The sequence below is a fragment of the Psychrosphaera saromensis genome (genome assembly GCF_002954545.1).
GTDB lineage: Bacteria > Pseudomonadota > Gammaproteobacteria > Enterobacterales > Alteromonadaceae > Psychrosphaera > Psychrosphaera saromensis.
Map to the genome: position 1 here is coordinate 157,277 of NZ_MSCH01000003.1, position 21,277 is coordinate 178,553.

The window sequence follows — 21,277 nt, forward strand, 5'->3', positions numbered from 1 at the left end:
AGATTCCAATTTACCTCTAAATACATACATCCACAAAAATAAACTTCCGATATATACATATTCAACCAAGTACAATATTCCAATCAATAAACTAAAATATTATTCTTATTAAATAGATTTAGACTCTCGTACTCCAAGTGTTAGTTAACTTAACTCGCTATTACCTCTCCTATTGTTCTTACTGCTTTTGCACCAAACTCTTCAGCCAAGATTTTAACGCTGCTGGTTTTAATGGTTTTGGCATATAGCGTACATCTAATTGCTTACATGTTTCTTTTAAGCTCTCTTCTTTTACCGCTGTTATTAGCGCGGCGGGAATATCTAAGTCCCAATGAGATCTAACTTGCTGAATCAACTCTAAACCTGATGTAGTGGAAGGTACTAATTGATAATCAATTAATAATACATCTGGGCAAACGCACTCAGGTAGTTGCAAGTATTCACTCAGAGCTTCTACGCTTGAGAAACATAAACAATGACAGTTCCATTTCTCTAACAATGACTTCATCGCATCCAAGTTTTGAGTCTCATCATCAACGCAAATAACATTCAAATGATTAAATTGGCTAGACTCATGTAGAGCAAATTGTGATGCTTCTGCAACTAGGTTAGGATCGCCAAGTTCAATCGTCACACCAAAACAAGAACCTTTACCAAATCGAGAGCTTAGTTTTATTGGGCATTTAAGCTGCTCACTCATACGTTCAACTACACCTAAGCCTAATCCTAGTCCTTTAATGCTTCCGGTATGAGTACGATAAAAGTCCTGGAAAACATGCTGATGGTCAGACTGTGAGATGCCCTCTCCGGTATCCCATACTTCAATTCTTATACTTCCTTGTCCATTGCTGCTTTTTACATAACGAATCCCAATTAACACTTTACCTTCATGAGTATATTTAGCGGCATTCGATAAAAAATTCTGCAAGATCCTACGTAAATACGTAGCATCGCAATGCACCACCTCATCATGCCAATGCTCAATAAACTTAATTCCCTTTTGTTGGCACTGGGCGGCTATTTCATCACATAACGGTCGTAACACGCTGGATAACTTAAAGTGGGTAAAGGTCGGCACTAATGCCCCTTGCTCTAATTTAGATATTTCCAATAACGTCGCGAGTAAGTCTTCCATTGCATACAAGGACTGGTCGACTTTATCTAAGGTTTGATGTTGGCTTTGAGTAAGTGAGTCTTCACTTAATGATGAAACATATAACCTTGCTGCGTTTAATGGTTGTAATACGTCGTGGCTCGCTAGCGCTAAAAATCGGGTTTTTGAGGCATTTGCTTGTTCAGCTTCTTGTTTTGCTAGCCTTAATTCTTGGCTAATTTCACTTATTTGATCGACTCGACGTTTCACCTTATGTTCAAGGTTAATATTGGCGTCTTTTAATGCTTGTTCCGTTTCTATAAAACTGGTGATGTCATTGAAACTCGTTACAAAACCACCATTAGGTAATGGATTACCAACCATTTCTATCACTCGACCGTCTGAGCGTCTGCGGATAAAACTGTGTTTTTGACTGCTTTTTAAATGCGATAGACGTTTATTTACTAGCTCGTCAATTTCGCCATGACCACACTCGCCTCTTAATGCATTAAATTTGATTAAGTTTTTAATTGGTAATCCAACTTTTACCATCGACTTAGGGTAATCAAATAATTCTAAGTATTGCTTATTCCAGGCGACTAAATTTAAGTCTTTATCTATAACACTAATACCCTGACTTAAATTTTCTAACGAGCTAAACAAAATAGCCTGGTTGGTTTTTAATGCCATCGTGGTGTCATCAAAGAAATTTACAACATCTTCAACATCTAATTGCTTACCGGACAATACAATATTCACCAAAGATTGAGCTGATGATGCTCCGAGCACACCGGCTAACATTCTTTCGCAATACTCGACAAAGTGATGAGTTAATTCCTCAGTGTCTTTTAACTTAACGATTTGGCTGCCCTCTTTAATGGCCAGCTCTTCTTGGTCTTGCTCGTACTCCAGTAATAGCTGATCACATCTACCATTACCTAAAAAGGTAAGTAACAAGTCGGTTAAGTCTTTTACACTTGCGCTGGTGTGCAGTAATTTTTGACGAGCAATTGGCACCTTAACGTTAGGATGAACAAACGCAGCTGCTTGAATTTTATCAATTAATCGCTCTTTAGCCATTAACGAAAATACATAATAAGCCAAGCTATTGACAATTAAACTAATGATCACGCCTTGGCTAATGATCCCACTGTGCTGTGAGACATCACTTGCGGAAGCAAGAGGCATAAGTAGAAACATCAGCCAACTTAAAAAACCGAGAGTTAAACCAGCGTAAACTCCATTAGCATGGCCTTTACGCCAGTATAAGCCACCAATAATAGCCGGTAGTAATTGGATCACTAACGAAAACGCAATAAGCCCTATGCTGTGTAACGACGTTTGATTGGCCCAGGATAAATAATAGGCGTAGGACAAGAGTAAAATAGCGCCTATGGTAAATTGTCTAAGAGGCACAACTTTAAATTTATACATTCCTTGGTCGAGGATTTGATGACTGTCGCGTTTTAACAATAACGGCATAAATACATCGTTTGTGATCATGGTACTTAACGTTAATGTCGCAACAATGATCATGGCACTAGCGGCCGAAATACCACCTAAAAATACAAAGATAGTTGCCCAATGACTATTAACGTACATTGGCAATTCCATTGTAAAAATGTCTTTATTTACGCCAGTATCCAATAAGAAATAATGACCCGCAAGAGCAATAGGAATAATCGCAGCAGCTGTCAGTATTAAATATAAAGGGAACAACCAGCGTGCTGTTTGTAAATTTTTAGAGTCGCTATTATCTACTACCATGACATGAAACTGCCTTGGCAAACATAATATTGCAGCACCCGCCATAAAGGTTTGGACAATAAAATCTAAACTAAAAAAACGGTCTGTGGTCCAAATCGTTTCTGGCAGAGGTGGTAAATCAGCAATTTCTATTTGATCAAATAAAGTGAATGCAATCCAGGCTGAAACCATTAGACCGAGTAGCTTAAACAGTGATTCAAAGGCAATGGCAAAAATTAATCCTGATCTATATTCAGTCACATCGGCTTTTCTTGCACCATATAAAATGGCAAAGAGCGCAATTAATAATGCGGCTAAAAATGCGGAGGTGTATTCAATACCAGTCACACTATCGTTTACTAAAGTAAGAGCTGAAAAGCTCGCGTTAATGGCTTTTAGTTGTAATGCAATATAAGGAATGATGGCCAAGGTTGCGATTACCGTGACGATAAGCGCCGTTTGCTGACGTTTCCCGTAACGTGCAGAAATAAAGTCGGCAATAGACGTTAAATTTTGTTTCTTAGATACTTTAACTAATTTGGCTAATATCGGATAACCAAATAACATCAATAAAATGGGGCCTAAAAGAATTGGTAAAAACTGCCAACCGTCGGTAGATGCTGTGCCTACAGCTCCAAAGTAAGTCCAACTAGAACAGTATATGCCCAGCGCAAAAGCGTAAATGATAGGATGATGAGTGATCTTTTGTGATAACGGATTATTAGTTCTATCGCCCCAACGAGCAATTGAGAACATTAACCCTGCATATATAGCTGAAACTATAATTATCACTGCGGTCATTCATTTTTCCTTATGCGTTATCTGTATTGTGTGCCGAATTCATAAACTAAGTACGTTTATCTGTGTCGCCACTATTTGCACATCTATGATGCTAAGTAGCTAAATTAACACATCTTTTAATTGCATGTTGCTCGCTTTTTTCTCATCTATCATAGTGAGATACAACTCTGCGGTAGCAATTGCATCGGATAAGGCATGATGTTGCTGATAAAAAGGCAATTTGGCTCGTTTTCTTAAATTAGCCAAGGTTAAATCTTGCGGTTCAAAAGGCAGCCCTCGTCGATTAAATGCTTTGTTTGCTAACACTAAAGTATCAATCATAGGCAATACTGGCGCGACGCCATACAACTTTATGCAAGCTTCATTAATAAACTCACGTTCAATTTTGTTAAAGTGAACTAACATGACTTTACCGGCTATCAACTTTAAAAACTCATCCATAACTTGCCTAAGTGGCGAACCAGATTGGCATTCAGAGTCGGTAATTGTATGAATGGTCACGTTGTCAGCATCAAGCGCTTGGTCAATGGCAATGATTTTATGGAAGCTTGAACCCAATTGAATTTGGCTATGGGACATATTTACGCAGCCAATACTCAATAACTTATCTTGTTCTGCATTTAATCCTGTTGTTTCAAAATCGACAGACACTATATCAACCGACGACAATTGAGCATTTAACGCTGGCATTGGCACAGACAAAAAGTCATAAAGCCCGTTATCTTTGGGCAAACGTTTCAGTAGTGACAGTCGCACTTTTTCATACTTACGATTTGCCGGTGTAAGCAACCAAGCCAAAGGCATTACAACATTACCTGTCGAGCATCTTGTAAGGTTTTAATTACCTTAAATGCATCTTTTAAATGTGTGCGTTCCAGCCGTGAAATATCCCCAGGTGATAAATAATTGTTAACTGGTAAATCAGCCAAACTTTTTTTCAGATACAAGCCTAATTTTAATTGGACCAAAAATTCAAATGCATCAATCAAACTAAGGGCTGATGAGCGACTCACGACACTATTGCCGGTTTTACATTCTGCCACTTTTTGTAGTCTGCCTATTGTGCAGGTTTCTTCTATTCCCAAAGCTAAAGCATAAATACGAGCCAAGTCGACAATGGGCGCAATAGCATTATGTTTCAAGTCCATGGTAGATTTATTATCCCCACTTGAGATTAAGACAAAGTCCCGAATAAAACCTAACGGCGGGCGATTGGACTGCATATTTTTACTTAGGTGAGCCAAAAACAATGTGCTTTTAGTGGTTTTACTCAGCACGTATTTTTTGATGTCACTAACTAAACTCATTTCGCCATACACAAAACTTAAGTCAAAGAAGATACTAGAATTTAATAGCGCTTGTGGCGATGGGGTGTCAATCCAAGTTCGAAAATAATCAAGCCATACTTTTTGAGTCTGTCGCCACTTAATATTGCTCGCCATCACATTGCCAGGGCAATAAACAAAACCACATAGGTTTAAGCCATCACAGACAAAATTAGCTAATTTTTTAAACCAGTCAAAATGCTCAGGTAATGCACTGTCACTGATTATCAAACCATTATCTTGATCCGAATAGGCTAACTGCTCTTGCCTAGCTAATGATCCTGCCGAAAACCAGGCAAAAGGAACGGGAGCTTGTCCTAATTCTTCTTGGCCTAGCTCTATTAGTTTTACAGTAAGTGCTTTTGATAATGCACTAATACTCTTACCTATTTGTAATCCGGCTATGCCTAGCTTAGTCATTTTCAATTGCACGTCAGGTAACATAACGCCAACTTTAACTAATTCATCCACGGTTTTCGCTCGTCGAATAACACTAATGAGATGAGCGGCATTCTGTGCTTCTTTGTGCATTAAGTCGGTAATGGTGATAACGCCATGTAACTGGCTGTTTTTAGTAACAAGTAAGTGATGGATATTCTTATCCATCATCATGATCAGTCCATCAAAAGCAATACTACTGGCATCTATGCTGTATAAATCTTTGGTCATGATCTCACTAACTTGAGTGGTATACGGCAAAGCTTCGGCGACACAACGAACACGAATATCTCTGTCTGTGACTATACCTAACTCTTTGATACCAATTGAGCCTTCCTGCTTTAAAACAACCAGACTGGAGTAGCCTAAACGAGTCATTTTCTCTGCCGCTTGCTGAATCGTTTCATCTTGTGAAATGGTGGCAGCTTGTTTGGAAATTAAATCCCCAATTAAAGTATTATTTAACGGAGATGCACTTATTTCAGTGGCATGTTGGCTAATGATTGTTTGTTTTAATCTAGTCTCATGGGAGACAGTTAAAAATTGCATAACGCTTGGGTATTCACCCACGGCCGACAAAACATCATCAAGTTTTAAGCAATAGACTAAGGCATCTTCTTCTACTACTAAGGTTGAGTTGTTGTTTAAAATTAACTGACGACACAAATCACCTTCGCCGTATTTTTCAATGGTACTTGTTTCATTATTTATACAGGTTCGTTTTACCAATATGCCTTTTTTGATCAGTAATATCGTGTCTTGTAACTCGTCATTGTCGGTGAGCACCTGGCCTGCGGTAACATAAGTAATGGTTATGTTTTTTGTTAATTCTTGTAAGACTTGCTTTGGCAAGATATCAAATGGAGGAATTTGTTGAACAAACATGACATGTTCTATTAACTCGCTATTCATCTCTTTTCCCTAAATCCATTCAAATCTGCAATTTCATTACACATTAATTATTTACATGCTTTATTTTTAAAGGGTTAACGCCATTTTTACAAGATTTAAATCACCTCTTTAGACTAAAGTTGAATACCGCACATGTAATCTCATTGTTAATGTAATTCTAGTTGGTTGGTGTATCAATGTTGTTGAAGGTCTACGTGCTTAACTTTTACGATTCGGCTTTAACAGGGTTAGCTTCTGAGAGTTTAGTTTCCACGACAGCGATACATCACATCTCCCCTTGCAATTAACAGAGATTAATTTGGAGTAAGTTGTGGAAAATAAAACGTCATATTGGCAAGAAAATCTTCGCCTAATATTTATCTGCTTAATAATATGGTTTGTTGTGTCATTTGGTCTAGGCATTATGTTTGTCGAAGAACTTAACACAATACGATTAGGCGGTTACAAACTCGGATTTTGGTTCGCTCAACAAGGTTCTATCTATACCTTCCTAGGTCTTATTTTTTGGTATACCAAAAAAATGAATGACCTAGATAAAAAATATAATGTGGAGGAAGAATAATGGAACAGCTGAAACTCTTTACCTATATCGCCGTATTCGGCTCTTTTGCGTTATATTTCGCTATTGCTTGGTGGGCTCGTGCTACCACAACTAGCGATTTTTATGTTGCAGGTGGTGGTATAACGCCACTACAAAACGGTATGGCTATTGGTGCCGACTGGATGAGCGCCGCGTCGTTTATTTCTATGGCGGGCTTAATCGCTTTCCTTGGTTATGGTGGCTCTGTATTTTTAATGGGTTGGACTGGCGGTTATGTGTTACTCGCTATGCTACTTGCCCCTTATATGCGTAAACACGGTAAATTTACCGTGCCAGAATTTATCGCTGATAGATATTATTCAAAAACAGCTCGTATAGTTGCTGTTATTTGTTTAATCATCGCTTCATTAACCTACATCATAGGTCAAATGAAAGGTGTAGGCGTTGCTTTCTCTCGCTTCTTAGAAGTTGAATATGACAATGGTTTATACATAGGTATGGCGGTTGTTTGGGTTTATGCTGTTTTAGGTGGCATGAAAGGTATTACTTACACGCAAATCGCACAATATTGTGTACTTATTTTTGCTTATACCATCCCAGCTGTATTTATTTCATTAGAATTAACGGGTAACCCAATTCCACAACTTGGCTTAGGTAGTACACTTGCCGATGGCAGTGGTATGTACTTACTCGACAAGCTCGACTTAGTCGTTACAGATTTAGGCTTTAAAGAATACACCACAGACAACATGGGCGGTTCAGTTAATATGTTCGCTTATACTCTATCATTAATGATAGGTACTGCGGGTCTTCCTCATGTGATCATGCGCTTCTTCACGGTTCCTTCAGTAAAAGCAGCACGTTCATCTGCAGGTTATGCTTTAGTATTCATCGCGTTACTTTATACAGTTGCTCCAGCTGTTGGCGCAATGGCTCGTTTAAACCTTATGAATACGATTGAACCAGTCGCTGGTCAAAATTTAGAATATGCAGAACGTCCTCAATGGTTTAAAGATTGGGAAAATACTGGATTATTAAAATACGAAGACAAAAACGGTGATGGTAAAATTCAATACACGGCAAATGCAGAAACAAATGAAATGGTTAAAGTTGACCGTGACATTATGGTTCTTGCTAACCCTGCTATTGCGAATTTACCGAACTGGGTTATTGCACTGGTTGCCGCAGGGGGGATTGCAGCAGCACTGTCCACCGCAGCAGGTTTATTATTAGCTATTTCGTCATCGGTTTCGCACGATTTAATGAAAGGAGTCTTTACGCCTGACATATCGGAAAAGAATGAACTGTTGGCAGGTCGAGTAGTCATGACAATATCGATCATTGTCGCAGGTTATCTCGGACTCAATCCGCCTGGATTTGCCGCAGGTACGGTCGCGTTAGCCTTTGGTTTGGCTGCGTCATCTATCTTCCCTGCACTAATGATGGGTATATTCTCTAAACGTATGAACAGTAAAGCCGCTATCTGGGGTATGTGTTCTGGTATCGGCGTAACTATGCTGTATGTATTCCAACATAAAGGCATTATGTTTATCCAAGGCACTGATTTCTTGGGTGGTTTAGAGCCAAACTGGTTCTTTGGAATTTCACCTAACGCATTTGGTGTAATCGGTGCAGTTGTTAACTTTACCGTTGCCTTTGTAATCCTTCAGTTCTCAGAAGATGCTCCTGAAGAAATTCAAGAGATGGTAGAAAACTTCAGAACTCCAGTGGGTGAAGTAGTTGCGGCACACGATCACTAAACTTTAAGCAACACCGTTCCTAACTTGGCCTCTTCTTAGAGGCCTTTTTTTTCTCATACTTTTTAGTGAGCTATTTACTTAATTATTGCTTGTTTTGGCTATTGGACTTAGCTCTCAAATTAAGCTTTTTAATTTAACTATTTAATACCGCTTTTTTGATATAGTCTTTTACATGAGTTTTATTTTTACAGAAATTTTATATAAGCCCTTATTCGCCCTTAATAAAATCAATTACAATTAACGGATACGAAATGAACAAACATACCAAAACTGCATTATTTGTTGCACCAGTGTTAATAATTTTAGGTTATATATTGTCGGATATATATGTAGAGAACAAAGCCTACGACGACAAAGTCGTTCAGTTATCACCAATTGGTGTTTGCGACATTATCAACAAGTCTTGCGTATTAGAAGCAGACGATCTACAAATAAGCATTTATGATGAAAACGGAACAACCTTCGTCAACTCTACATTTCAATTAACTAAAGCGACTTTATTTTTGGTTGATATAAACGGCCAAAGCACAGAAGTAAAACTACAGATGCACGACAACCCATTTTATTGGAAACAAGAAACTCAGCTAAGGCAGTTAACGTCAAATTCAGGTGATAAGCACAAACTGAGATTGATAGCTGAAATCAAAGGCGGGAAATACATTAGCGAGTTTTATACTAAGACATTTTAAACTATAAAAAGTTAATCCCCAGCAGGTAATAATTATCACGATTTCAAGTGTAATATATATAATGACCTCAAAATAAACATTAAAGTGAATATTATGTCTGAGAAAAAAGTTAAGTTTGAATTTGAGAAAGCAACTAAGAATAGTGTGCGCTACAAAGAAGTACCAGAAGAAGGCATGCCGCCAATTATTGGTAGTATTTATGTGCAAAAATGGTTTGCTGGCGATACTAAAAATATTGAAGTCGTTATTAACAAAAAAGACTAATTAAAAAAGATTAATACACAAGATTAAGCAAACATTAGGCTAATTACAAAGGATGAGTTACTACTCGTACAACAAAGAGTAACTCATCCCCTATCTATACAATTCATTCCCAACACCCACCAGCAAAAAGCGCATTTAATATACAATTTAACGTTGACCACTACCGACTGGTAAAGTAACATGCGCGACCTGTACCCAAAGGTAAGGTTTTGTCGTAACCATTATCTAGGCGGACAAATATAAACTTATTTCAAATGTTGTATTAGCTTAAAGTTAATTAAAGGAACCCTTAATGTCTCTATCCTCTCTCACTGTCTTTAACTTCGGTTATCTTGGACTCTCAAATATTATTCGTAATTGCTCTCGTCTGCTTGTTGCAATCTCTTTTGCATTAACACTAGCTGCTTGTGGTGGAGGAGGTGGTGATTCGGGTGAAGAAGTTATAATAGAGGTACCTGTTGATGATGCTACTGATGCTGGTAGTGAAGTAGCTGTAGACACAACAGCTCCAATAATTACCTTAAATGGTGATGCAGAAGTAAATGCTGAATTTGGTAGTACATACACTGATTTAGGCGCAACTGCGACTGATGATGTGGATGTTGTGGTTGATGTTATTACTACAGGTGTAGATGTGATAGATACATCATCATTTTCTACTTATACTATTACTTACACAGCAACTGATGCAGCAAACAATACCACAACAAAAACACGCACAGTTACGGTTGTTGATACAACACCGCCTGTTATAACTCTAGCTGATGATGAAGATTTCAATTTAGTACAAAATAACCGCTACAGTAAGTACAGCGAGTCTGGCGCTACGGCCTTTGATCTAGCTGATGGAGACATTAACGTTGTTATTACTGGCGATGTGGATCATAGCGCAATTGGCACCTACACCATTACTTATACCGCAACAGACAATAGCAATAACATAACAACACTGTCTCGCAGCGTTAATGTAGAGGAGCAAACGCCATTTATTACGGTATGGGATACAAACCCTGCCGGCACTAATTTTTCTTCAGCAAGTAACCAAATAATAATAGGCACAGATGGTTCGGGATATAACTTCACTGTTGACTGGGGTGATGGCATCATTGAAGAAAATTTAACAGGAGATACAACCCATACTTATTCAGCCGAAGGTGAATACACAGTCAAAATAACTGGGGAATTTCCAGGGATATATTTTGGCTATCATACTAGGGGCTACGATAACGACAAATTGTTATCTGTTGAGCAGTGGGGTAACAACCCTTGGCAAAGTATGGAGAACGCATTTAATGAAACGAATCAAATGACATTTAACGCCACAGACGCACCTGATTTAAGCCAAGTTACAAGAATGAATAACATGTTTTACGATTGTTTAGCTTTTAATAGTGATATTAGCCATTGGGATGTTTCTAATGTCACTAATATGAGTGCTATGTTTGAAGAAACAAATAGCTTTAATCAAGATATTACTGCTTGGGATGTATCCAGTGTTACTAATATGAGTAGAATGTTTAAATATGCAGATGCATTTAACCAAGATATTAGTGCTTGGGACGTATCGAGTGTTACTAATATGAGTGAAATGTTTGCCAATACTGAGATTTTCAATCAAAGTTTGAACGATTGGGACGTGTTAAACGTAACCGATATGCACGATATGTTTAGTGTAGCAGAAGCTTTTAATCAAGACATTAGCCAATGGGATGTTTCCAATGTAACTACTATGGACCGTATGTTTTATAAAGCAGAAGTTTTTAACCAGGACATTAGTCAATGGGACACTTCTAGCTTAGTTAATGCATCAAATATGTTTAATGGCGCTACGGCCTTTGATCAAAACCTTGGTGAATGGGACATGTCAAATGTAACCAACGTGACTAATATGCTAAGCAGCAGTGGGTTATCAACAGTTAACTATGACGCATTATTGAATGGATGGAGCACGCAAATATTAAAACCGAACTTAAATTTTTCGACTAACGCTACTGTTAGCTCTGCAGGGTTGGATGCATGGCAGTACATTGAAAATACTTATAACTGGGTATTCAATCACAATAGCCCGTTTTAGTGTTATAAAAGGATACGAACAGTTCCGAGTGGCGAGGAGATAAAAGCAGTTTCGAGATTCGAGTGGCGAGTTTCGAGTACAAAACAAGTTTGAGCTTTTGCTTTTTACTCGTACCTGAAAGCAGTTCCGAGCTGCGAGGCTCGAGTGGCGAGGCCAAAACGAGCTTGAGCTTTTGTTTTTGCTTTTACTCGTAGCTGAAAGCTGAAGCCAGTTTCGAACTGCGAGCAGCGAGTTTCGAGAAAATACGAAGTTTGTGCTTTTGCTTTTACTCGTACCTGAAAGCAGTTCCGAGCTGCGAGGCTCGAGTGGCGAGGAGATAAAAGCAGTTTCGAGTGGCGAGTTTCGAGAAAAAGACAGAGCATTTTGGAGAAGAAACGAAATTTAAGCTTTTGCTCGTAGCTAGAAACTCGTGGCTCGACGCTGAAGAAATTAAGAGCAGTTTCGAACTGCGAGCAGCGAGTTTCGAAATTTAAGCTTTTGCTTTTGCTTTTGCTTTTACTCGTAGCTCGAGACTCGATTCTCGTTGCTGAATGAAGTTTCGAAAGGATTTGAGCTTATGTTTTTGCTCGTAGCTACAAACTCGTAGCTCAGAGCTGAAGAAAATTGCGAGATGGCCGTTAAGCCGGGTTTTGTCTAGGACAATCATTCGTCTAGGCCTTAAATCGCTCTAAGGCTCAAGCTTTCTACCCGGTTCCCGCGCGGACCACGCGTTGACCTCTAAGGATCGAGGAACCCTATTTGAAATTGCTCCGGCTGAAGTTTACCGTGCCACGAACTATTACTAGTCGCGCGGTGCGCTCTTACCGCACCCTTTCACCCTTACCTGTGCACTTTTACAAGAAAAGGCCATCGGCGGTATACTCTCTGCTGCACTAGTTGTAGGCTCACGCCCCCCAGAAGTTATCTGGCAACCTGTCCGTATGGAGCCCGGACTTTCCTCCCCCACATCCGTCTACTAAAACCCGAAGGCTAAAGTACAACGATATAGCGGCGATTGTCTTGGCCATCTCGCGGCGCGGATTATAATTGATGTAAACCAATAAAGCGAGGAAAGATACGGCAGTTTCGAGATACGAGGATAAGAACAGTTTACGAGTGACGAGTTACTAGTTGCGAGGAAAAGATGGAATAGCTTCGAGCGACGAGCTTCGAAAAAACTCCAAGCTTGAGCTTTTGCTTTTGCTTTTACTCGTGGCTCGTAGCTCGAGACTCGTGGCTAGAGACTCGCTGCTCGCCGCTCGAGTCTCACTACTCCCCTTCTTCCTGCCATGTCAGTGCTAACTTATACAAATCATTCTTTTTTAAATCATGTACCTGAGCGGTTATCGCAGCGGCTTTTTTAGTTGGTAGTTCAGCCATTAACAACTTCATTAGTTGTTCGGCTTCTGGCGACAAGGCTTGTTCGGTTTTATTTGGCGCTAACATCAACACCATTTCACCTTGTTGGCGGTCTTTATCTTCAGCAAACCAATCTATGACTTTTTGCGCATTACCTTTAACAAAGCTTTCAAAGTGTTTGGTTAACTCTTTGGCTAATACCACTTCTTTATCTTCACCTAGTGTTTGCTTGATATATTCTAAAGTATCGATAATTCTGCGTGGACTTTCATAAAATACAGTGGTGAAGTCGGCATTTTTATATTTTTCAATTTCGGCGATTCTGGCTTGCTGCTTTACTGGTAAAAAACCAGCAAACAAAAACTTATCCGTTGGTAATCCAGCAGCACTTAATGCCGTGATCACCGCACTTGGTCCTGGAATAGGATGAATGGTAACGTCTTGATCTCTGGCAATATTAACTAAATTGTAACCTGGGTCAGAAATTAATGGCGTGCCGGCATCACTTATTAATGCAATATTTTTACCTTCATTAATTAAATCTATTAAATACTGAGCTTTTTGTTTTTCATTATGATCATGCAAAGCAAACATTTTGGTTTTGATCCCAAAGTGCGACAACAGCCTACCGCTATGGCGTGTGTCCTCTGCAGCAATCAAATCTACACTATGTAATATGTCCAACGCACGTTGTGTTATGTCAGATAAATTGCCGATTGGAGTGGCAACAATATAAAGAGTTCCAGCGTCTATCATGTTTGAATGTCTCTTGGCCGTTGTGTAGATGATAATTGGCTTGTATGATACCTTTTTATTCGACGAATAAGTAATACCCATTAATACAATTAATTCTGGTTTAAGTTAGAGTAAATTGCGTTAAAATGTATCGAATTATATTCAATTAAGGTGGATGTACGTGACTCTTGGACAAACAAGCAAATCTGTTTTTAGTAACTGGTTACGCTTAACTCAGCTGTGTGTTTGCATGATAGTTATTGTGAGCTGTTCTTCTTCTGAGCCATCAAAAGAACCTCGTTCAAAAAGAACTAAACCTCAGCGACACGATCAACTTAGAGAAGTAAACCCTGTTTACAATAGTGAATATTTCTTAAATCGAGCCGATGAGCTTGGTTTAATTGAAGGTAGACCTTACCGAATTACGGCTGCAGAACTCGCTATTCAGGAAAACCACAGTATTGGTTACATTAAAAAAATTCTAGTTAACATCGACTTAGATGCACGTGGCACGTTAGACAACGACATCACTTTAATAAAACTGTTATTACACATAAAAAGTAACCAGGATGCAGAACGATTATTAATACGCTTAAAAAGAGGTGTATTACCAATCAACTACCAAGTACCTATGTGGTTATTAACAGCGCAAGTTAGCTCTAACAATAATCAACACGTTAAAACAGTAAGAACTTTATTTAGAGTAAAAGATCTCTACGCCAAAAGGTTATCCACCTTTGATAAAATATTAGCCAATGAATTGATTTGGAAACATATCGTTCAAGTTCCTGAAGATTCACTAAATACATTTGTAAAAGACTTTGGTAGCGAAGCCGCAAGTTGGGTACAGCTAGCTAAAATCGTACGCAACAATATTGGCGCACCAGAGCAATTCCCTATTGAGTTAGCTCGCTGGCATACCAATTATTCAAGGTTTGATGACTTTGAGTATTTACCTCAACAAATAAAAGACCTGATCTCTGTTGCGCCTTATTCACCAACAAGAATAGCTTTATTGTTACCTCTTACAGGCTCTCTTTCGGCTCAAGCACAAGCTATCCGAAACGGCTTTTTAGCTAGCTTAAATTTTGATGACAATGTTGAAGTTACAATCTTAGATACTGAAGTTGAGACTTTAGAGAGCATAGAGCAGAAGCTTCTTGCAGAAAGTGTTGGCTTTATTGTTGGTCCATTGAAAAAAGATAAAATCACTGAGTTCCAAAAAAGTGAATTATTAGCAAATATTCCAACTCTATATTTAAACTCTATAGAATTAGAACAATACGACAATCCGTCTCAGTTCTACTTCTCTTTAGCACCTGAAGATGAAATTGATCAAGCGGTAGATTACTTTATCCGTAAAAAAATAGCCTACCCTGCGCTTATTTATGCCGACAATTCATTAGGCCGACGTTTAGCTGAACAATTTAAGCAACAATGGTTATTCCAAACGGACAAAGAAATAGAAACCATAGCGTTTAAAAACAAGTTAAAACTAGGTGTCGCAGTTAAGAACTTATTAGACGTAAATTACAGTGAACAACGTGTTAGAGATATGAAACGTTTATTTGGCTCTCATCTAAAAACTGAAAGTCGTAGCCGTAACGACATTGATGCTATTTACGTAATTGCTAACTCACAGCAGACACGTTTGATTAAACCGTTTTTTGATACTAATGTAAGTGTGTTTAACAAACTATTACCTATCTATGCATCTAGTCGTAGTTATTTGATTGGTGAAACTCGTTCACAAAAACGTGATTTAAATGGTTTAACGTTTACTGAGATGCCTTGGTTGGTTAAAGATACTAACTTAGAAGCTACCTCTATTTACCGTGAAGTTAGTGAAGATCATACCCAACTTAAAAAGCTATTTGCCTTTGGTTATGATGCTAAATATCTGATCCCATTATTAAAACAACTACAAACCTTATCTGGTTTAGAAGTGGCGGGTCTTACTGGTAAATTAAGCTTAAATGATAAAAACACGATTAAACGATATTTAGATTGGTCAAGATACCAACAAGGAAAAATCGTTGTTCTTAAGCAACTTAATTAATAAACGTTCTTTAGGTGATATTAAAGAGCAACAAGCCAAAAAATATTTACAAGCTCAAGGTTTGACCTTTGTTGAACAAAATTTTAATTGTAAGTTGGGTGAAATCGATCTGATATTTTCAGATCCTGACACTGACATTTTAATATTTGTTGAAGTTAAGTATCGTTCCAGTAGCAAGTTTGGTGGTGCAGCCGCATCAGTTACACCAACCAAGCAACAAAAAATAAAAAAAGCCGCGCTTTTTTATCTATCCCAAAGTAAAATTACTCCATCTATCCGATTTGATGTTGTTGCTTTTGATAATGAGCAAATAAACTGGATTCAATGTGCATTTACATGACTGACAATAAAATAAAACAGCTATATACAAATAACATACAAAACCTGATGGCGTCGGGCGAACAAAACGCAGACTTTTTAGCGCTTTCAGCTGCATTAATTTCACAGACTTTATTATCTGGCAACAAGGTTCTAACTTGCGGTGATACCTTATGCTCTATGATTGCGGATCACTTTGCTGGCATTTTAGTAAACTACTATGAAATTGAGCGTCCATCTTTACCGGCAATCGCCTTATCCAATACCGCACATACTTGTGCGTTTGAGCCTTTAGATAACAATCACTTAATTGACGTGTACGCTCGTCAAATTAGAGCGATGGGCAATGCACAAGACATACTGGTTGTGTTTTCAATAAACAACCGGGAACTTTCCATCAAGTCAGCAATCGAAGCTGCATTAACGAACGATATACAAGTCATTGCATTTACGTCCGATGATGGTGGTGAAATTGCAGGACTACTCGGTGAAAACGACATAGAAATTCGTTTACCTACCAACAAACCAAGTAGAACGTTAGAAATTCAATTATTCACAGTTCATGTATTAAGTGAGTTAATAGATGAAGTTATCTTTTCAATGTGATCCGTCTTTTTCGATGTAATAAATAATAAAAATGAGAAAACCAATATGACATTTACTAAAAAGCTATTAATTTTGGCACTATCTCTGTCGACCTTACAAGGCTGTACAACACTTTTTGTCGCAGGAACTGCCGTTACCGCCGTTTCAGCAGCTAATGACCCTCGTACTATCAGCGCCCAAATAGATGACAGCAGCATTGAGCTTAAAGCGAGCTTAGAGCTAATGAAAGACGACGGCATAAGTAAACATACCCATCTCAATGTTATTAGTTACAACGGTAAAGTATTAGTGGTTGGTCAATCGCCAAATAAATTCTTAATTCATTCAGCTATTAATATTCTGAGAAATATTGATGGCGTGACAAAAATACATAATCAGATAAAACTAGGTACTCCAGCATCGCTTTCAACTAAAACAGCAGATACTTGGATAACCACTAAAGTTAAATCAGAACTACTAACTGATGATGTAGTAAAAGGCCATAGCATCAAAGTGGTAACAGAGAATAATGAAGTCTACTTAATGGGCTTAGTCAGTAAAGAACAAGCCGCACTTGCCGCTACCATTGCATCAAATGTAAGCGGCGTTACTAAAGTGATCACGGTATTTGAAAATTAGGTTCATCTATAACTGTTATTAAAATCATCCCGCCTTAACCACAAAAAAACGAACAATTAATTGTTCGTTTTTTTGTTTTCATTCGGTAATAAATGTACTTAGTACTTTTATTTTTTATTAATAAACATAAAAAACAGTCTATTTATGTATTTGAGTTAATTAACTTTTATTGGGATTAAGGTAGGAACAATCAAACACTTTATTTCTAGGTCTTCACATATAACGTTACATACTTCTGGTATATACCAAAAAAACATTAAAAAGGCCGCTATAAGCGGCCTTCTTTGTAACTATATATGTTTAACTAAACGCTAAAGCTAGCACCACAACCACAAGTTGTTGTTGCGTTAGGGTTGTTAACAAAAAAGCGTGAGCCTTCTAGCCCTTCAGTGTAGTCAACTACGCCACCAACTAGGTATTGTAAGCTCATAGGATCGATAACCATGCTAACGCCTTGTTTTTCAATCGCCATGTCGCCTGGGTTTACGTCTTCATCAAACGTAAATCCATACTGGAAACCAGAACAACCACCACCGGTTACATAAACTCTAAGTTTTAATGCTGGGTTCTCTTCTTCGTCCACTAATTGTTTAACTTTAGTCGCGGCGGCATCTGAAAACTGGATTGGCAGCTCAGGAATATCGGCTGATGCTTCAGCTGGAGTAAAAAGTTCAGTCATGAAAAAACCTCTAAAATTTGAGGGCAAGATTATGTAATACCCGACAGTTTTAGTCAAGTATTCAAATCCAGTAAAATGCCCAACAATAGCAATTAGGTTAATGCATTTAGCACAAACACTAGTGATATCAATTTATTAACGAGGAGTACTTATTCCTCTAACTCTGGCCAGTCAAATTTTTGTGTGAACGATTTATATGGCTGCCATTTATTTTTCGGTTGTATTACTTTAACCGCTAGCTGTTCAGCTATCATCCCTGGTTCTAAATCAAACTCAGCTTCAAAATATTGGAAAAAGTGAAAACTAAACGTAAGATTCTTTTTCGACATTTTAGCTAACTTAGCTAAGTCTAACGTGCGCTTTTCATCGTTTTGGCTCACGACCAAATTAACGCGAATGTTGCCTCTGGCATAACGCTTCGCTGAATTTGTTTGAACTAGTGCAAACCTAAATACATAACGGTTAGCAATATTGGTCGCTTCAACATTAAATTGCTCAACGGAAATACCATCGGCAACTAACTCAGGCGCTAACACTTTTTGGTAAAAGTTAAGTTCACGTCTAAGGGCAAACGACTCTTCACGGATATCCAATAACTCTTGCTGAATTTGTTCATTGGCTCTTTGTTCAACTTCAAGCTCAACGGTCAGGTAGTTTATTTGCCTGATTTTTTCATCAAGCTCGCTGTATAGATTGTCTAAACGATAATCTTGGTCTTTTATTTTATTTTCTTGCCAAATATCACTTTCACCGCCCAAGGAAAACCCAAGGTAACCCACTAGCGATGTGATAATTAAAAGAGCCAACATAAATTTGAATCGGCCTAGCTTGTATTTCAGGCCATTAAAGCTCCACCAAGGAGTCATAGATTTTCCTATCGAAAAGATTGCAAATTAACTCGCGTTCAACAACTAAATGACAAACCAGATCAGTAATATCAAGCTCGTTATTCAATTGGAATTACACACAGATAATTTTAATTACACTTACTCACTTTATGGTACACTTTTGTCCTATTGATTGACCACTACTTATATCGGAATTTTAATGCTCTCTGCTGGCCTTTATGCATTAAGGAAACGACTGGCTATTCCCTACACTAGCTTGCAACTTAGTCTTTTAGGGCTAATTGGTGGAATTATAGCTGCATGCTTAATAGTCCTATTCCGATTATCAATAGAATTTATTCAATTATCATTTACCCCTAGCGGTATTTTTGGCGACATCTCACCTTATATTATTCCGTCCCTTCCTATATTAGCTGCAATTTTAATTGTCATCATTGCGGATTTAACCGGATTTAAAAACTACCGACTCGGCATTCCTTTTGTATTACACAGAATTAAAGCGCATTACGGCAACATGCCATTTGGTAATGCAATCAATCAATTCTTTGGTGGCATATTAGCCTTAGCGAGCGGATTCTCAGTTGGTCGTGAAGGACCATCTGTACATATTGGCGCATCTGGTTCTAGTTGGTTAGGTAATTGGTTACGCTTGCCATACAACGCAGTGAGAACGTTAACTGCATGTGGTATAGCAGCTGGCATTTCAGCGTCGTTTAATACGCCACTGGCTGCGGTTATTTTTGTTATGGAAGTGGTACTAAGAGAATACAAAATCCATATCTTTATTCCAGTTATGTTGGCCTCTTCAGCAGGTTCCATCATCACTCAAGCTGTGTTTGGTCAACAAACTGAATTTGCTTATTTAAGTGTATTTAACTTACCGGTTAATCATTATCCGTACTTAATTTTATTGGGTATTACCTTAGGTGCGTCGGCCTATGTCTTTAATACTAATTTAATGCGTATGATGCGCACATTCCGTCATGTGTCTATTTTTCCTCGTTTATTATTTGCAGGTGTTATCACGGCTTTATTTGGTTTTTTTGTACCAGAAGCATTAGGTGATGGAACCAGCGCAATAAACGAAGCTATGCTTTCGCCTACCAATACTCAGCTTATTATTATTTTATTATTCTCCAAACTTATCTTAACTTGGGTCGCCCTAGGGTTAGGTATTCCTGGCGGTATTATTGGCCCAGTATTTGGTCTTGGAGTATTAGTGGGCTTAAGTGTCGCGAATGTGATTATGCTGTTTGATCCGAACATTCAATTTGTCAGTACTTTTGGCGTATTAGGTATGGCTGGATTAATGGCGTCTTGTTTACACGCTCCATTAGCTGCACTTGTGGCAGTTATGGAACTAACTCGCTCTGCTGATGCGGTAACGCCAGCCATCATAGTTATTGCTACGTCTTACATTACCAGTGCTCAAGTATTAAAAAACCGCTCTATTTTCTTACAACAACTTGAGTATCAAAAACTCTCATTTCAAACGCCACCGGTTATTGATGTACTGTCAAAAACCGGCGTGTTAGCAGAAATGAAAACCAATATTAGCCTTATAGAATACCGAAGCGAACAAGACGTTCGTTTCCATTTGAAACAAGCCAAAGATGATGAAATTGTTGTGGTCTCCATTAAACACGGTTTAGGTACAGATTATTCTTTAGCGGAAACTGAACCCACTATTACTGGTGATGCGAGTAAAATCAAATACACCCCACTGCAAACACTTGATACACGTACAACCATGGCTCACGTATACGAAGTGCTAGAAGATCAACGAGACGGCGCAGCGTTAATCATGTCTACCGACGGTGATAAAGTCATGGGCATCGTTTTATGGGAACAATTACATACAATTTTAATGAAGAGGTACGCATTAGCATAATGACTATTTTATGGTTAAAAGCATTTCATATATTTTTCATGGTGGCCTGGTTTGCAGGTATTTTTTATCTACCAAGGTTATTTGTTTATCACTCAGAAAATAACAGTGCGACTAACGCTAACATGCATACGTCAGACACTTTAAAAGTAATGGAAAGACGGTTGTTATTTTTTGTTACTCCTTTTGCCATTTTCACTTTAATTTTTGGCACTTTGCTGATCAGCCAATATGGCGCAGCTTGGTTTAAACAGGCTCATTGGTTACACGCCAAATTACTGCTCGTTACCATCTTATATTGTTATCACGGTTACTGCTTTAAACTATTAAGTGACTTTAAACACAACCGCAATACAAAGAGCAGCAAGTTCTACAGAATTTTTAATGAAGTACCAGTACTAATACTGCTAGCCATTATTTTACTGGCGGTTTTAAAACCAGCGTTTTAGCTGGTAATTACTTAAGTATTAAGTTGTGAATTTACCTTCGGTAACACGCTTAATACTTTTTAGGTAATTACACCAACGGGTGTAATCTTAGCTTTA

Annotated in this window: 17 protein-coding genes and 1 other RNA gene; 11 read left to right on the forward strand and 7 right to left on the reverse strand. The window is 38.2% G+C overall.

What is annotated here, in order from left to right:
* Positions 1–178: 178 nt before the first annotated feature.
* From BTO11_RS00745 to BTO11_RS00755, 3 genes are all read right to left on the reverse strand, one after another.
* Positions 179–3,640 carry a PAS domain-containing hybrid sensor histidine kinase/response regulator gene (locus tag BTO11_RS00745; RefSeq protein WP_105050784.1) on the reverse strand — a complete coding sequence of 1,154 codons (3,462 nt, stop codon included), beginning with the start codon at positions 3,638–3,640 and terminating at the stop codon, positions 179–181.
* A gap of 99 nt (positions 3,641–3,739) precedes the next feature.
* Positions 3,740–4,444: an exonuclease domain-containing protein gene (locus BTO11_RS00750; protein WP_105050785.1), complete on the reverse strand. Its 705-nt coding sequence runs from the start codon at positions 4,442–4,444 to the stop codon at positions 3,740–3,742.
* On the reverse strand, positions 4,444–6,315 hold the full coding sequence (locus tag BTO11_RS00755) for a DUF294 nucleotidyltransferase-like domain-containing protein (protein ID WP_105050786.1): 1,872 nt from the start codon (positions 6,313–6,315) through the stop codon (positions 4,444–4,446). The genes BTO11_RS00750 and BTO11_RS00755 overlap by 1 nt, the downstream gene beginning before the upstream one ends.
* A gap of 310 nt (positions 6,316–6,625) precedes the next feature.
* On the opposite strand from BTO11_RS00755, the gene BTO11_RS00760 reads away from it, so the two are divergent.
* The 5 genes from BTO11_RS00760 (at position 6,626) to BTO11_RS00775 (ending at position 11,643) form a co-directional block, all read left to right on the forward strand.
* Positions 6,626–6,877, forward strand: a complete 252-nt coding sequence (locus BTO11_RS00760; RefSeq protein ID WP_105050787.1) for a DUF4212 domain-containing protein — start codon at positions 6,626–6,628, stop codon at positions 6,875–6,877.
* Positions 6,877–8,616 (forward strand): sodium:solute symporter family protein, encoded by a 1,740-nt coding sequence (locus tag BTO11_RS00765; protein ID WP_105050788.1) that lies wholly within the window; start codon positions 6,877–6,879, stop codon positions 8,614–8,616. The genes BTO11_RS00760 and BTO11_RS00765 overlap by 1 nt, the downstream gene beginning before the upstream one ends.
* A 251-nt stretch (positions 8,617–8,867) precedes the next feature.
* Complete coding sequence (locus tag BTO11_RS00770; RefSeq protein WP_105050789.1) at positions 8,868–9,305, forward strand: hypothetical protein; 438 nt, start codon at positions 8,868–8,870, stop codon at positions 9,303–9,305.
* A 93-nt stretch (positions 9,306–9,398) separates the two neighbouring features.
* The gene (locus BTO11_RS16430; protein WP_181135806.1) at positions 9,399–9,569 is read left to right on the forward strand and encodes a hypothetical protein; all 171 of its coding nucleotides are present in this window, start codon (positions 9,399–9,401) and stop codon (positions 9,567–9,569) included.
* Positions 9,570–9,861: 292 nt separating this feature from the next.
* Positions 9,862–11,643 (forward strand): BspA family leucine-rich repeat surface protein, encoded by a 1,782-nt coding sequence (locus tag BTO11_RS00775; RefSeq protein WP_105050790.1) that lies wholly within the window; start codon positions 9,862–9,864, stop codon positions 11,641–11,643.
* 602 nt (positions 11,644–12,245) lie between these two features.
* Here BTO11_RS00775 and rnpB read toward each other — a convergent pair.
* Positions 12,246–12,654, reverse strand: an RNA gene (rnpB, locus tag BTO11_RS00780) — RNase P RNA component class A.
* A 237-nt stretch (positions 12,655–12,891) separates the two neighbouring features.
* The gene (gene rsmI, locus BTO11_RS00785; RefSeq protein WP_105050791.1) at positions 12,892–13,737 is read right to left on the reverse strand and encodes a 16S rRNA (cytidine(1402)-2'-O)-methyltransferase; all 846 of its coding nucleotides are present in this window, start codon (positions 13,735–13,737) and stop codon (positions 12,892–12,894) included.
* A 160-nt stretch (positions 13,738–13,897) separates the two neighbouring features.
* Here rsmI and BTO11_RS00790 point away from each other — a divergent pair, with 160 nt between their 5' ends.
* The 4 genes from BTO11_RS00790 to dolP are packed head-to-tail and all read left to right on the forward strand — an operon-like array spanning position 13,898 to position 17,317.
* A complete protein-coding gene (locus tag BTO11_RS00790; protein WP_181135807.1) occupies positions 13,898–15,775 on the forward strand; it encodes a penicillin-binding protein activator in 1,878 nt (625 codons plus the stop codon).
* On the forward strand, positions 15,753–16,115 hold the full coding sequence (locus tag BTO11_RS00795; protein ID WP_105050793.1) for a YraN family protein: 363 nt from the start codon (positions 15,753–15,755) through the stop codon (positions 16,113–16,115). Before BTO11_RS00790 ends, BTO11_RS00795 begins: the two co-directional genes overlap by 23 nt.
* Positions 16,112–16,699, forward strand: coding sequence for an SIS domain-containing protein (locus BTO11_RS00800; protein ID WP_105050794.1), 588 nt, complete (start codon positions 16,112–16,114; stop codon positions 16,697–16,699). The genes BTO11_RS00795 and BTO11_RS00800 overlap by 4 nt, the downstream gene beginning before the upstream one ends.
* Positions 16,700–16,744: 45 nt before the next feature.
* The gene (gene dolP, locus BTO11_RS00805; RefSeq protein WP_105050795.1) at positions 16,745–17,317 is read left to right on the forward strand and encodes a division/outer membrane stress-associated lipid-binding lipoprotein; all 573 of its coding nucleotides are present in this window, start codon (positions 16,745–16,747) and stop codon (positions 17,315–17,317) included.
* Positions 17,318–17,621: 304 nt separating this feature from the next.
* Here dolP and erpA read toward each other — a convergent pair whose 3' ends face one another.
* Both erpA and BTO11_RS00815 read right to left on the reverse strand, forming a co-directional pair.
* Positions 17,622–17,996, reverse strand: a complete 375-nt coding sequence (gene erpA, locus BTO11_RS00810) for an iron-sulfur cluster insertion protein ErpA (RefSeq protein ID WP_105050796.1) — start codon at positions 17,994–17,996, stop codon at positions 17,622–17,624.
* A gap of 149 nt (positions 17,997–18,145) precedes the next feature.
* Entirely contained in the window at positions 18,146–18,862 is a 717-nt protein-coding gene (locus tag BTO11_RS00815; protein ID WP_105050797.1) for a DUF6776 family protein, read from the reverse strand.
* Positions 18,863–19,043: 181 nt separating this feature from the next.
* Between BTO11_RS00815 and BTO11_RS00820 the strand changes: the two genes are divergently transcribed.
* Together BTO11_RS00820 and hemJ are read left to right on the forward strand one after the other, a co-directional pair.
* Positions 19,044–20,735, forward strand: coding sequence for a chloride channel protein (locus BTO11_RS00820; protein ID WP_105050798.1), 1,692 nt, complete (start codon positions 19,044–19,046; stop codon positions 20,733–20,735).
* Complete coding sequence (gene hemJ / locus BTO11_RS00825; protein WP_373295204.1) at positions 20,735–21,181, forward strand: protoporphyrinogen oxidase HemJ; 447 nt, start codon at positions 20,735–20,737, stop codon at positions 21,179–21,181. Before BTO11_RS00820 ends, hemJ begins: the two co-directional genes overlap by 1 nt.
* Positions 21,182–21,277: the final 96 nt, after the last annotated feature.

Excerpts from the sequence above, each read along its gene's own strand:
- BTO11_RS00750 (WP_105050785.1), bottom strand. The coding sequence starts at position 4,444 with ATGCCTTTGGCTTGGTTGCTTACACCGGCAAATCGTAAGTATGAAAAA.
- BTO11_RS16430 (WP_181135806.1), top strand. The coding sequence starts at position 9,399 with ATGTCTGAGAAAAAAGTTAAGTTTGAATTTGAGAAAGCAACTAAGAAT.
- BTO11_RS00770 (WP_105050789.1), top strand. The coding sequence starts at position 8,868 with ATGAACAAACATACCAAAACTGCATTATTTGTTGCACCAGTGTTAATA.
- BTO11_RS00815 (WP_105050797.1), bottom strand. The coding sequence starts at position 18,862 with ATGACTCCTTGGTGGAGCTTTAATGGCCTGAAATACAAGCTAGGCCGA.
- erpA (WP_105050796.1), bottom strand. The coding sequence starts at position 17,996 with ATGACTGAACTTTTTACTCCAGCTGAAGCATCAGCCGATATTCCTGAG.
- BTO11_RS00755 (WP_105050786.1), bottom strand. The coding sequence starts at position 6,315 with ATGAATAGCGAGTTAATAGAACATGTCATGTTTGTTCAACAAATTCCT.
- BTO11_RS00765 (WP_105050788.1), top strand. The coding sequence starts at position 6,877 with ATGGAACAGCTGAAACTCTTTACCTATATCGCCGTATTCGGCTCTTTT.
- BTO11_RS00800 (WP_105050794.1), top strand. The coding sequence starts at position 16,112 with ATGACTGACAATAAAATAAAACAGCTATATACAAATAACATACAAAAC.
- BTO11_RS00820 (WP_105050798.1), top strand. The coding sequence starts at position 19,044 with ATGCTCTCTGCTGGCCTTTATGCATTAAGGAAACGACTGGCTATTCCC.
- hemJ (WP_373295204.1), top strand. The coding sequence starts at position 20,735 with ATGACTATTTTATGGTTAAAAGCATTTCATATATTTTTCATGGTGGCC.
- BTO11_RS00775 (WP_105050790.1), top strand. The coding sequence starts at position 9,862 with ATGTCTCTATCCTCTCTCACTGTCTTTAACTTCGGTTATCTTGGACTC.
- dolP (WP_105050795.1), top strand. The coding sequence starts at position 16,745 with ATGACATTTACTAAAAAGCTATTAATTTTGGCACTATCTCTGTCGACC.
- BTO11_RS00745 (WP_105050784.1), bottom strand. The coding sequence starts at position 3,640 with ATGACCGCAGTGATAATTATAGTTTCAGCTATATATGCAGGGTTAATG.
- rsmI (WP_105050791.1), bottom strand. The coding sequence starts at position 13,737 with ATGATAGACGCTGGAACTCTTTATATTGTTGCCACTCCAATCGGCAAT.